Source organism: Ruegeria sp. AA3 (assembly GCF_056542905.1).
In genome coordinates, this window is the sequence record NZ_JBQGAQ010000003.1 from 150,348 (window position 1) to 163,132 (window position 12,785).

At 54.6% G+C, this 12,785-nt stretch carries 11 protein-coding genes and 1 tRNA gene; 9 read left to right on the forward strand and 3 right to left on the reverse strand.

Annotated features, from left to right (window positions below):
* Nucleotides 1–328 precede the first annotated feature (328 nt).
* The gene (locus ACR0JR_RS07315) at nucleotides 329–889 is read left to right on the forward strand and encodes a hypothetical protein (RefSeq protein ID WP_480455615.1); all 561 of its coding nucleotides are present in this window, start codon (nucleotides 329–331) and stop codon (nucleotides 887–889) included.
* Nucleotides 890–1,166: 277 nt separating this feature from the next.
* Here ACR0JR_RS07315 and ACR0JR_RS07320 read toward each other — a convergent pair whose 3' ends face one another.
* Nucleotides 1,167–2,180 carry a GlxA family transcriptional regulator gene (locus ACR0JR_RS07320; RefSeq protein ID WP_480455616.1) on the reverse strand — a complete coding sequence of 338 codons (1,014 nt, stop codon included), beginning with the start codon at nucleotides 2,178–2,180 and terminating at the stop codon, nucleotides 1,167–1,169.
* Nucleotides 2,181–2,574: 394 nt separating this feature from the next.
* Here ACR0JR_RS07320 and ACR0JR_RS07325 point away from each other — a divergent pair, with 394 nt between their 5' ends.
* From ACR0JR_RS07325 to ACR0JR_RS07335, 3 genes are all read left to right on the forward strand, one after another.
* Entirely contained in the window at nucleotides 2,575–2,979 is a 405-nt protein-coding gene (locus tag ACR0JR_RS07325; RefSeq protein ID WP_480455617.1) for a lipocalin-like domain-containing protein, read from the forward strand.
* 20 nt (nucleotides 2,980–2,999) lie between these two features.
* The gene (locus ACR0JR_RS07330) at nucleotides 3,000–3,239 is read left to right on the forward strand and encodes a hypothetical protein (protein WP_480455618.1); all 240 of its coding nucleotides are present in this window, start codon (nucleotides 3,000–3,002) and stop codon (nucleotides 3,237–3,239) included.
* Nucleotides 3,240–3,620: 381 nt separating this feature from the next.
* A complete protein-coding gene (locus ACR0JR_RS07335; RefSeq protein WP_480455619.1) occupies nucleotides 3,621–3,839 on the forward strand; it encodes a GDCCVxC domain-containing (seleno)protein in 219 nt (72 codons plus the stop codon).
* 74 nt (nucleotides 3,840–3,913) lie between these two features.
* Here the strand turns inward: ACR0JR_RS07335 and ACR0JR_RS07340 are convergent, their stop codons facing one another.
* Nucleotides 3,914–5,488, reverse strand: coding sequence for a winged helix-turn-helix domain-containing protein (locus ACR0JR_RS07340; RefSeq protein ID WP_480455620.1), 1,575 nt, complete (start codon nucleotides 5,486–5,488; stop codon nucleotides 3,914–3,916).
* A 346-nt stretch (nucleotides 5,489–5,834) separates the two neighbouring features.
* Here ACR0JR_RS07340 and ACR0JR_RS07345 point away from each other — a divergent pair, with 346 nt between their 5' ends.
* The 3 genes from ACR0JR_RS07345 (at nucleotide 5,835) to ACR0JR_RS07355 (ending at nucleotide 8,187) form a co-directional block, all read left to right on the forward strand.
* Complete coding sequence (locus ACR0JR_RS07345; RefSeq protein ID WP_480455622.1) at nucleotides 5,835–7,028, forward strand: ABC transporter substrate-binding protein; 1,194 nt, start codon at nucleotides 5,835–5,837, stop codon at nucleotides 7,026–7,028.
* A gap of 79 nt (nucleotides 7,029–7,107) precedes the next feature.
* Nucleotides 7,108–7,620 (forward strand): GNAT family N-acetyltransferase, encoded by a 513-nt coding sequence (locus tag ACR0JR_RS07350; protein ID WP_480455623.1) that lies wholly within the window; start codon nucleotides 7,108–7,110, stop codon nucleotides 7,618–7,620.
* Between the two features lie 138 nt (nucleotides 7,621–7,758).
* Entirely contained in the window at nucleotides 7,759–8,187 is a 429-nt protein-coding gene (locus ACR0JR_RS07355; RefSeq protein WP_480455624.1) for a hypothetical protein, read from the forward strand.
* Nucleotides 8,188–8,237: 50 nt separating this feature from the next.
* Here the strand turns inward: ACR0JR_RS07355 and ACR0JR_RS07360 are convergent, their stop codons facing one another.
* Nucleotides 8,238–10,151: an adenylate/guanylate cyclase domain-containing protein gene (locus tag ACR0JR_RS07360; protein ID WP_480455625.1), complete on the reverse strand. Its 1,914-nt coding sequence runs from the start codon at nucleotides 10,149–10,151 to the stop codon at nucleotides 8,238–8,240.
* A gap of 342 nt (nucleotides 10,152–10,493) precedes the next feature.
* Between ACR0JR_RS07360 and ACR0JR_RS07365 the strand changes: the two genes are divergently transcribed.
* Nucleotides 10,494–10,567, forward strand: a tRNA-Gly gene (locus ACR0JR_RS07365).
* Nucleotides 10,568–10,848: 281 nt separating this feature from the next.
* Complete coding sequence (locus ACR0JR_RS07370) at nucleotides 10,849–12,669, forward strand: ABC transporter transmembrane domain-containing protein (protein ID WP_480455626.1); 1,821 nt, start codon at nucleotides 10,849–10,851, stop codon at nucleotides 12,667–12,669.
* Nucleotides 12,670–12,785 lie beyond the last annotated feature (116 nt).

The following is a 12,785-nucleotide window of genomic DNA, read 5'->3' on the forward strand; positions in this document are numbered from 1 at the left end:
GATCAGATTGTTCGCACCTGCCACTGCGTTTGTCTTGTCAGGCACGGCTTTATGCGCAAAGGACGTCTCAAGTCGTGAACTTGAAGATACAACCCCAAACCTCGGATTGCCGAGTTCAGCTGGAGGGCAAGAGGCCGAGTTGCTTTCTGCGTTCCACGGGCTCGAGGCGTTGCCCCGTGTAGCAAATCTGATTTGCAAAGGTTCCAGGGGCAAAGACGGGATGCCTGTTATTTTTTCTACCCAGGTAGATCTGGAAACTTTGCAAGCTGGTGACTTCAGAGTCGTAACAAAGTCAGGCCAGATCGGAACAATGCACTGCGCGTCAGTGATGCCTGCTACCGATCCCGGTGAATTGCGCACTGTGCTTCTCATCGGGGATTTTGGTAACGTTTCCGAGGATCCACCGGTTGAAGTCGAGATTATTGGACACCTTCATTCCATCGATGGAACGCTTGATTTTCGAGGTGCCACTGTCGCCGTGACTCCGCTGGAAGACGGGCCGTCATTGATCTTTGCCGAGGTTGTTGAAGATTGGACTTTGGTCGGAAATTTGGGACCGCGCCGAACCAGAGGAAGCCTTTGTCCAAGTGAAAACATCGTACAAGCCATTAGAGTAACTTGGGCGGGTGGCGTTACGCTGGCCAATGGTAAGGAACCTGGCAATGTGGAACGTGATCTGTATAGTATCATCGTAGAGGCCGAAGATGGATCTCAACGCACAGTTAGGCCCGCCGCGCTTGCCGATCTGGGTGACGGGGACAATAACCACATGCTCTGCCTTGATACTAAAGATCGACCTATCTCGGTTTCCTTTCCAGCCGGCATTTTGACGGATCCGAACGATGATTTGAACCCAGAAACCAGCGTAATTGTCTCAATATCCAATTAAGAAACGGCTTTACGTTTGTTCGAAGGGACGCTTGGCCGAAAATGCTCGGCCGGGCCGGTTACGGGTATTGCAGCGGTGAATGAGAATAAACGGACTTGTTCACATCTCGGATATTTCAAAATCGGTTTTGAAGGTCCGCTTTGGGCTGAGAGCGTTCATTGCTTTATGCTGAGTGGACGGCGACTCTGTCCGCGTTGCAGACTTTGAGCGGAATTGTCCGACCGGCGGCACGAACCCCAAAGCGGTCAATAGGATTGCCAATCTTGAACACCGTCCATCAGGAGTAGCTAGAAAACCGAGACTGGCCGAACATTTTGCGATGTTCGGCAGGGGTCAGTCCTGTCTTTCGCTTGAACAACCTTCTAAACGACGGCGTATCGGCATAGCCGACCGCTTCTCCGACCTCCACCACGGAGCAGTCGGTAGTTTCAAGCAACTGCCGGGCCTCTTCAATTCGCAGCGCCAAAACGTAATCTTGCGGTGACTTATTCGTGGCTTTGCGGAAGCGTCGTGCAAACGTAGTCGGCGGCAAGCCGGAACGTTTGACCATTTCTGCGACTGGGTTATCGATGGCGTAGTTGTCAGAAATCCATAACTGAACCTGTGAGATAACGGCGTCAGCATGAGGTGCCGTAGTAATCATTGAACTGAACGGTGACTGGAGTTCTCCGCGGTTGGCCATAAGCCAGACTTTTGCTGCCCGCACCGCCCTTTGCGTGCCGCCGTAATGCGCGATCAGGAACGTAGCGAGTTCCTGCCACCCGGTTGTCCCACCCGACGTTACAGGTCCGCGAGCCGCATCAGCAAAGCAAAGGCCGCGGTCGATGCGAAGCCGCGCATTTGGATAGAACCTTCGAAAAAGGCCTTCCCAAGCCCAATGTGTGGTCGCTTCAACCCCATCCAAAATACCTACTTCCGCCAAATAAACCGCACCTGTGCAGGCTGACACAATACGCGTCTTGGCCAAGTCGCGCTTGGCAAGCCACCCCAAACAAGGATGTTGTTCGGGGTCGAGCCGGTCGTGCGGTGAAAGTGTCAGTCCAGGTACGATCACAATATCAGCGTCGCCTGCGTTCTTAAATGTCTGGTCTGGCGCGATCCATATGCCACTTCCGCAACGAAATCCTTCAATGTCCGGGCCAACGAGACTGACGTCGAACACCGGCATGGGTTTCTCGCCGCTCACCAAATGTTCCCAGTCCCGCCCTGCGGCAACCAAAGTGTCATATAGGCCAAATACGCTGGAGGCGCTGGTTTCAGGGGTGGCAACGATCTGAACCGAAAATGGCATCGGGAAAATTCCCAAAGTGGTGAATTTGCCCCCTTTTTAGCTGTTCCGCCACTCACGCCCAACGAAAAATGTCGCGCAGTCTTCAGGGGCACGTAGCCCGCTGGAGGTATTAGTGAAGATGAACGCAGTTTGGAGTATATTTTTCGACACTGAAAAGCAGACCATTCCAAAGAGGTCCGCCTCAGGAGGACTCAGCCCAACAGACGACCAACGAAGAGGAACGGACAACTGCAAAGTGACGGAAGAGATGTGGAATTCGGTGATCTATCTTGGACCAGGCTGTTCACTGGTGAGAGACCGTTAGTTTGAGCATTTTCAATGTCAGCTTCGTCCGCAGCTCTGAGTTCAACCCGGTCATTGCCGTGTAACCATTTGCTGGGTTAGCTTTGTCAGAATGAGCGAGACCATCACGATAATCGGAACATGGGTATTGAAGAGTTTCGTCACCGAGTTTGACGACGGCTTCACTCTTCTGCCCTATGGCGACAACCCGCAAGGCCGGATTGTCTACTCGAGCGATGGGTTCATGTCGGCTCACCTTTGGAACCCCGACAGGCATGTTGAGGGAACCCACTCAAGTGAAGACCCCAGCTACTTCTCGTATTGCGGTGATTGGTCAATAGAAGGCGCAGTCGTTCGGCACCGGGTTCATGCTGCGACTGAGGCATCTTGGGCCGGGCAGGATAAGTTGCGAACTATGGCGCCAATCGGCGAGCTTTTGGAATTGACGGCGGAAGGGGTCATTTTCGGAGGAAAGAAAGGACGGGGTATTTTGGTTTGGGAGCGCCTGAGGAGGTAGATGACAGCGGCAATTCTAAGTTGAAACCGGTCGGCGCTTTGAGCTTTGGTGTTGATTTGGATGGCAATCGCGCAAGCGACCGCATCCAGAACGCTCGCGAACTCGACCAATGCTCCATCGCCCATAAGTTTAACAATTCTGCCATTGTGCTGGGCAATCTGCGGATCGAAGCAATTTCGCCGAAAAGCGATCAGCTGTTCCAACGTGCCTTGTTCGTCTCGCGACATCTGTGCGGAAAATCCAACAACATCAGCGGCTAGAATGGCGGCAAGTCGACGCAGACAAGGACACCTTGTCTCAGGGGCAGTTAACAATGAGTTTTTACCCATTCCACCAAATTATTGGGCATTTGGCTATCCCAAGCCTTACTGTTTTTCGATCCGCCCCAAAGGATAGGCCGCCAAAGGTGATTTAGTGTCGGTATTGTGCGCAGGCTATCAGACTGTCGATATCAGCAGCGGGATCCATTCAAGATTAGAAGCCTATCCTACTTGCTGATCTCGCAAAGTCATTGGACAGATAATCGGAATTAACCAACAATCGGTTCTTGGAGTTGATAGCAACCTCGACCGGATTGTCTTGGGTTATCGTATTATGTGAGGCTCGGATCAACGATATCCTGACTGTGCAAAAGTGAGATAATGACGGACCAAAACGTAGTGCTTGAAAGCACATTGACTTGCCCAAAGTGTGGGCATGGCGAAACCGAAGAAATGTCGATTGACGCCTGCCAATGGTTCTACGAGTGCAGGTCGTGCAAAACGGTTCTTACGCCGTTGGAAGGTGACTGTTGCGTATATTGCTCCTATGCCACTGTTCCATGCCCACCTATCCAGTTGGGCGATAATCGTTGCGGGTGAAGCGAAGGCTGGCTTTTGGCCGCGCTTGAGACCTTGGCCATTATCGAATTTGAGCAACCGAAAGCTGTTTATTTTCAGGAAAGATAAAGCTGCCAGATTCGTGCGAATTTTTCGTCGACGTCGCGCGAGACACGCAACACTGCATTTATTGCCGACCGTTCCGTCATGAAATCCGGGAAGTGCTTTCGCATTTTGGCGGCTTCTTTCTTTGCTCTTTTGAGGTTGCCGGCTGCATGCGAAATGGCGAGCGCGTAAGCGTGATACCAGTATGCACCTGACATCGGAGACCTGCAAATTTCGATCAACGCATCCTGGAACCTGTCCTGCATGAAATAACACGCGGCGCGGAAAAGGCGTGGGATGCGATCCTCCAGTGGGTTGAGCTCGGAAGACCGATCAAGAAAGTAAAGCGCGCGATCAATGTCGCCGGCCATGTAGAAGCAATATCCGAACTCGGCTATCGCATCCGACTTGCCGGGATTGAGTGCAATTGACTTTTCCACCGCGCTTAAGAAGTTCTCGAATTCGCCGCGATAGAACTGAACAATCGCGATTGCCTGATGGGCAAATGCATTGTCCGGATCGAGCGATACAGAGTGTCGGGCGTATCTAAAGGCCTCACCCAAAATGGAGCTACTGTCATTTGCCCTAACTGGAAATCGGTATTCGTCGAGCAGCACGACGGCAAGGGCTGCACAAGCATCCGAAGAAGTTGGATCCTTTGAAAGTACATTGCGCAATTCGTCCTGCACCGCAGCATGCATCCGGGGATCTCGAATTCTGGCATATTCGTAGTACTGGGCGATTGATCGATACGTCTGCCAGGTTGCTGGTCGGCTATGGCGACCAGAATGTGTGGCCGCGTCGTCCAGTAAGTCGCGCCGATTTGCGACTCGAGCCGCGATAAGCAAAGCGATCTTGTCCTGGATATCGAAGATGTTCTCGAGCGTGCATGCACGATCATACTTTTCGACAAGAATGTGCCCGTCTGTCTCTGTGTCAATAAGCTGAAAAGTAATGCGAACCTTCGTATCTGACTTTCGTACGCTTCCCTCTATTACAAAATCCGCTTCAAGCGTTTGCCTGACGTCACTGATGGTTGCCTGCTCGCGCGAGAGTGCAGCTGTGGTCGAGCGCGAAAAGACAAAGAGGTCGCGGAACCGAGAGAGGTTCGCTATGATCTCCTCTGTTAATCCGGCAGCAAAATAATCGTCTTCGCGGTCGGAGCCAAAATTCTCAAAAGGTAGCACTGCGATTGCTGGCCGATCTTTTCTTTCAGGCAATGCCAAGGAATGCGCAGTCGGTTTGGCTTGTTGTGAGTGAATTGCAGATGAGGAAACCGCTTCAGTCACTGGGGCGATGAACCGAAAACCTCTGCCGTGGATCGTCTGTATCATTTGCCGCGTCTTGCCGGTATCTCCCAGCGCTTTCCTCGCGGAGCGAATGCGACTGCTGATTGCAGCCTCAGAAACGATCCGCCCATTCCAGATGGCATCCATTATTTCTGATTTCGAAACCATTCGATCTCTGTTTTTGATCAGAAACTGAATGACGGCAAAGACCTGAGGTTCGACCGCAACCTTGTCTCCGTTTTTGCGAAGTTCAAATGCATCTGTGTCGAGTTCGAAGTCGCCAAACCCATAAATCATGGTCCGCTCCGTCTGAGCACGTTTCGCTTTCTCGGGGTCGCCCAGTTTTTTGCACTGCCGATCTGACGGGATTCTGTCAGGCAGCGGCGGAAGCGTCAAATGGTTGCCCGTTCTGTCTGTGTGTAATGCGAGATAGGAAATCATCAGCCTATTTGATTGGTCAAAAATCCCCGATTTCTCCCGGAATTCTGCAGATCGTCTACAAGCATCACATGGTTGCTCCGACTAGTTTGGAACCGTAGCCGATCGGCTCCCAACAAACTGGCAATATTCCGATTGCTCAGCATCGAGTAGAGCGTTCCTTTGGCCTTCACGCCGCCTCTCGTACGACCCAAGCGAGGATTCAATGACCAAAAACTTACTCTTGACCACAGCAATATGCGCAAGCGCCTCGGTTGCATCCGCAGACCAAGAAAATCCGGTGCATATCGGTGTTCTCTTTGGCTTTACCGGGCCGATTGAGTCGATGACGCCTGCTATAGCCGAGTCCGCAGAACTGGCTTTGCGCGAAGCTGCGAGCTCTGACGTCTTTCTAGGTGGCCGTGACATCGTCCCCGTCCGGGCCGACAGCACCTGCGTGGATACGTCCTTAGCGGTTGCGGCAGCCGAACGGTTGGTGACGGCCGACAATATCTCCGCGATCATTGGGGCAGGCTGTTCCGGCGCGGCTGCCGCCGTTTTGGCAAATGTCGCGCTTCCCAATGGCGTTATAACGATATCGCCCACTGCCACATCACCCGGATTGACCGAAGCGAAAGACAACGGGCTCTTTTTCCGTACCGCTCCATCTGATGCACGACAGGGTGAGGTTATTGCCGAATTGCTGATCGAAAAGGGCATTCGAAAGATTGCGGTGACTTATACCTCCAACGACTACGGCGTCGGATTATCCTCTACCTTCGCCGCCGCTTTCGAAGAACTTGGTGGTGAGGTACTTGTGGCAGCTGCTCATGTCGATGGCAAAGCGGACTACGCAGCTGAAGTTGCCACCCTCGCAGCCAGTGGTGCCGATATCTTGCTGGTTGCCGGATATGCCGACCAGGGCGGTCGCGCCATCATTCAGGCATCTCTTGATACAGGTGCATTTGATCGGTTTGTGCTGCCTGACGGCATGGTTTCAGATTCCTTGATCGAGGAGTTCGGTGCGGCGTTGGTCGGATCGATCGGGACCTTGCCCGGTGGCGACGACGAAAGAACCGATCAATTTGAACGCATGTTGCAGGCGCACGATATCACCAGCCAGGCACCGTTTTGCGCCGAGGCTTATGACGCCGCGGCGGTTCTGACCTTGGCGATGCAAGCGGCCGGAACAACAGACAGCAATGCTGTATCAGAAGCTATGCTTCGTGTTGCGAACACGCCGGGTATCAAGATCGGCCCAGGTGAGATTGAGAGAGGCATGCACATTCTCGCGCAGGGTGGGGAGGTCGATTATGTCGGCGCAAGCGCTGTTGAATTCACGATCGAAGGCGATGCGAACGGAACGTATCGCGAGGTCACATTCTCGGAGACTGGTTTTGAAACCGTTCGGATCTGGTAACCGGAGCACGCCCCACGAACCTCCGGCGTCGGTTTGCATTAGACCGGCGACCGGAGCCGACCTTGCGGCGATAGAGTGTTTGGCACGTCACGCCACCCAAGAATTGCTCAACCCATTTCTCTCTGCTGAGCAACGGGAGGCGACATCGGCCTTCACGCCGCTTGATCCGTGGCTCATTGAGGATGGAACATATTATGTTTTCGAAATCGGTGGCGTGCTCTGCGCTTCGGGCGGATGGAGCCGCCGGTCTCCTCTGATCCACGACCCCAACTCTCAATCTCGGCAAGTTCAGAGTGAAGAGGCTGGGAAGGCGCGAATCCGGGCAATGTACACCGACCCGGCTTACGCGCGACGGGGACTGGGACAAAGTGTTTTGTCCTTCTGCGAGACTTCTGCCCGCATGGCAGGGATATCCCAATTGGAATTGATAGCCACCCCGGTTGGTGAGCTTCTATATGGCGCTAACGGATACGAGGTCATTGAGAGGATCGAAATGAAGGCGCCAAGCGACGTGATCATCCAGGTGGCGCGGATGCGGAAGCATTTTAGGCCCGCCGCAGTGCGACAAAAGGGGCAACAGCGATACGCATGACGTATCTCGCTGGGACGCCAAAAACTACGCTGGCTTAATGGGGTCGCTGGTGTCGTGCCTCGAAAAAATTCGCAACGCTAATATTTCCGCCATCACGGAAGGCGAGCGTCTGCTCTCGCAGAACGACGCAAAGATAAAATGGGCGCTATACGGCTGGAATTGGCGCATACTTATGACTGGTTCCGCATGCAGGACCGCGCCCTGCCCGAGATCGAGATGGCGATCCGGCTAAGCCCACGCGACCCGATGTTGCAAAACATGTACTTCTACCAGGGTCATATCTTGTTTCACCTCGAACGCTACGAAGAAGCGCTGGACGCAGCCCGGCAATTGGGCGCGGTGGCAACAAGCAATACTTGGCGGCTGTTTCATCACCTGTTGAGCGCGGCCACTCTTGCTGAGATGGGCAGACAAGACGATGCCCAAAAGGCTGTTAACGATGCGCTCGAGATTAACCCTAAACTGTCAATCTCAGCGATGCGCAGGCAATTCGCAGGATCAAGAAACCACCCCGAGAACCGACGGATCTGGCTGGCAAGCCTGCAAAGGGCTGGCGTTCCCGAATAAGCATCGATGCCAGACTTGGCGCAACCCTATGCCTTACCGCGCCCTGTCGTTCAGCCTGCACTCTCCTGAAGCGGGGCAAACTGTCCCTCGGGCATGTCCACAGCTCTGTAGGCTTCGACGAAAGGCAGTATGTGTGCATCCGGGCGCGCAAAGCGCCGATACATCCAGACAATGTCAGCAATTTTTATACCCGGACGGACTTTGTTCAGCCTGTCCCGCGCGGCAATGGCAGCATCGCGCGGACCCAGTTCGGCCAAGATTGCAACCTCAATGGAAACCGACCACCAAATGTCCGGCTGTGCCCCCTGGCGATAGGTACTCAGCGCCGTTTCATAATCTCCGTTCAGGAAATGATATTCGGCCAGTGACTGATACCAGTTTGGGTCTGCTGCATTTGGGTCCAGTGCAATTGCGTTCTCGACAAGAGCCGCGCCCAGTTCCAGACGCCCGGACCAAATGAACTCGTATCCGATCTGCCCTTGCAGATACCGATCTGTCCCCAATGCAAGCGCTGTTTCGGCGGACGAGAAGAAACCGTCAAGATCACGCTGAATCTGAAGCACAAGCGCCAAAAGGAAGTGAGCGCGCGCAGAATACGGGTTCAGCGACACCGCGTTCCGCGCCGCCTCTTCAGCGCGTTGGATTTTCTCGTCCTGCGCCCCTGGATACAGCCCGGTAAACAGCTTCACATCCGTCAGCAGTGCCTCGGCCAATTGCGCCCACCCGCGCCAATATTCGGGTTCGTCTTCGACAACCCGCAGGATACAGCCGCGGACACGCTCTTGCATATCCCGCCGGTTCAGAAAACCAACGCGCAGTAGGGAGCATTCATAAGACGAGAGATGTTCCGGAGGTTTCGCACGCGCATGACCAGCGTGAATGCGCTTGATCGCTCCGCCCGCGTCGCCCACAGCCGAGGCCACTTTTTCGGTTATGTTCAATTGAACGTCCAGAATATTTGAAGTCGTGAGGCTTTCGTCATACGCCTCAGACCAGACCTGAAGCCCCGAGGTTGTGTCTATCAGTCGCGCTGTCACGCGCAGCCGATCTGCAACCTGCCGAACAGAACCTTCCAGCACATAGTCCGCGCCGAATTTCTGCCGGATACTGCGCAGGTCACTTTCGTCCGGTCCAACGGAATGGGTGGATTGGCGGGACAGTACGTTGAGGTCCTGGTAGCTCCCCAGCTCAACAATGATGTCTTCACCAATGCCTACAGCCAATAAATCGCGGGCGTCCGTATTGCTAAGGTTTTGAAATGGCAGAACCGCAATGGTCGGACCTGTTGGCTCTGTCAACAAAGCGGCTTCATCAATGGTCAGGGCGTCGGGCGGCTCGGGACCAAAGCTGATCCACCACGTTAACAAACCCGCAACGCCCAGACCAACCAGCACCGATGCACCGGTCTTCAATGGTAGCTTGTTTGATCGCGGTTTGGAGGCGGGCGCTCTGTCGGGCATGACGCGGAATATTCGAACCGGTTCAGCGATGTTCTTTAGGTTTTTCAGACCGAGATCCTCAAATCCCGCATCCACCTTGCCCATCGCCTGTTGCGCCACACTCTCAGAAATCGCGACACCGCCTGAATCAGCCAAACCTTCAATGCGAGAGGCAACATTCACGCCGTCACCATAAAGGTCCCCATCAGCGATCATGACATCACCGAGGTTTATCCCGATCCTAAGTTGCAACCGCGACCCGCTGGCGAGGGTCGGAGCGGCCTCAGCCATTGCCCGCTGGATCGCAACGCCGCAGGCTACGGCATCGACAACCGAAGCAAATTCGACAAGAGCACCGTCCCCCATCACCTTTACGAGGCGCCCGTGATGTCTTGCAATTGTGGGATCAAAAATCTCTGAACGCAGCGTTTTGAGGGCGGACAATACCCCTGCCTCGTCGCTGCCCATCAACGACGAATACCCAACGACATCGGCAGCCATGATCGCGGCGAGTCGGCGCTGCATAGGACCCTCCTGTTCGCAGTCTAACGGATGTCACGAAGTCGCGACAATGCGTGCCCTTCAGGTAGTTCAACCAATTTGGCTGTCATGGCAAAAACTGGATGTCCGCTTTGCCGCGACGGCTCCTACTCGTCGCAGGTGCCGCGAACGTCTGCTTTCCGCCCTTCGTGGCAATGCTGAGTGAAAGGGCGGAGCTCTGGAGGGGGAGCGAAACAGTGGTTTGTTGCGCCTTTCTTCAATGAACGGTCAGGGTGTTTTCGATCAGAATTTTTGTTGGAAGGTGTGACTTTGCAGATAACGGGGTTGACGCCCAAAAAACGATGGATTAGGTCACGATCCAGTTGAGCGGGCGTTGTGTAGTGGTAAGACCTTAGCCTTCCAAGCTAATGACGCGGGTTCGATTCCCGCCGCCCGCTCCAAAAAATCTTTTCCGATAAGTCGCCTGCAAAAAATGTTCATGTTACTTTCTAAGGCTATGAAAATATTGGCGTATTTGCATTTATCATAATAGACTTCCAAGCTAATGACGCGAGTTTGATTCCCGCCGCCCACTCCAGTTCTTTCCCCCTGCCAGTTGCGTCAAATGGCCCTTATCGGGCTGCAAATCTCTGCCTTCAGCTTGACCATAACCGTCGCTGCCGCCAAGAAGCAGTGATTGACGCCCGTTTTGGGGCGAATGACCACAACGTAAGGGCCAGACATGGCAAATTCACGCTCCGCCAGTCCAGCGAACAAACCGGCTCCGGGCACTCAGGAAGAGCGCGCGGGATCCAGAAAAATAGGTGTTCTGGCATCGTTGTGGCCCTTCATGAAGCCTTACCGATTACTGATGATTGGCGCGACACTTGCGTTGATTTTGACGGCGACTATGACGCTGACGCTGCCGCTGGCAGTACGCCGGGTCGTTGACAATTTTCGCATCGAAGATGGCGAGCTGCTGGATTGGTACTTTCTGGCGGCTCTTGGTATTGCAGGCATTCTCGCGGTCGGGACGGGTATTCGCTATGCGTTGGTGACGCGGCTGGGCGAGCGTGTTGTCGCTGACATCCGGAAGGCTGTGTTCGATCGCGTGATTGGTATGAGCCCCGAGTTCTATGAACGGATCATGACTGGAGAGGTGCTCAGCCGGATCACGACCGATACGACGCTGATCCAATCGGTTCTCGGATCATCGGTATCGATCGCGTTGCGCAACATGCTGATGTTTGTCGGCGGGCTTATTTTGATGTTGCTGACATCGGCCAAATTGACAGGGATGGTCCTGTTGCTAATCCCCGCGGTGATCGTGCCTATACTGGTTCTGGGCCGCAGATTGCGAACCATCAGCCGGGAAAATCAGGACTGGATCGCGGCGTCTTCTGGCAATGCAGGTGAGGCGCTTGGGGCGGTGCAAACTGTACAGGCCTTCACCCATGAACAAGCCAGCCGTGCGCAATTTGGCGAAATGACAGAAATTTCGTACGAAGTTTCTCTGCGCCGTATTCAGACCCGTGCGGTCCTTACTGTGATCGTAATTTTCCTGGTGTTTTCTGGTATCGTCGGCGTGCTGTGGATGGGTGCGAATGACGTGCGCAATGGAGCGATGACCGAAGGTGTTCTGATCCAATTCGTGATCTACTCGATCATCATGGCAGGCTCGGTCGCCGCCCTTTCGGAAATCTGGAGCGAATTGCAGCGCGCAGCCGGAGCAACTGAGCGGCTGGTCGAACTTCTAAACGCAGAGGATACGGTTAACGACCCTGCGCAAGCCAAGACGCTGCCAGCTCCGGTGCGGGGCGAGATTCGCTTTGACGACGTGACTTTCCACTATCCCGCACGCCCAGACGTGGTAGCGCTGGATCAGTTTTCACTGCAGATCGCCCCCGGTGAAACCGTTGCCTTTGTCGGACCCTCCGGCGCAGGCAAGACAACCGTGATCCAGATGATCCAGCGGTTCTATGATCCGGATTCTGGGCAGGTAAGCCTCGACGGGCTTGATTTGCGCGAACTAGACCGCAACGATTTTCGCCAGCACATCGCGTTGGTTCCACAGGACCCGGTTATATTTGCCGCCTCGGCGCGTGAAAACATTCGTTTTGGCCGCCTGGATGCTTCGGATGCCGAGGTTGAGGCAGCGGCGCGCGCCGCTGCCGCGCATGAATTCATCTCGGCGCTACCTGAGGGCTACGACAGCTTTGTGGGTGAACGCGGCGTGATGCTATCGGGTGGGCAGAAACAGCGCATCGCCATCTCCCGCGCCATTCTGCGCGACGCGCCGGTCCTGCTGCTGGATGAGGCCACCTCGGCACTCGACGCAGAAAGCGAGCGCGCGGTGCAGGGGGCTGTCGATAATATGCGGGCCGGGCGTACCACGCTGATCGTGGCGCACCGTCTGGCGACCGTGAAGAAGGCGGACCGGATTATCGTGCTTGAGGCCGGGCACATTGTGGCGCAGGGAACGCATGACGATCTGGTGTCGCAGGACGGTTTGTATGCCCGATTGGCGCGTCTGCAGTTCACTGACGGGGTGGCCGCAGAATAAAGTGACGCACCGGCACATCCGGAATCGCCGTTGCGTCATTCTACATTTTCTCACAGCTGATCGATAAGCCCTTGCTTGCGCGAGTTGAGTTTTACTTCCATCTTGGAGGCAACGAA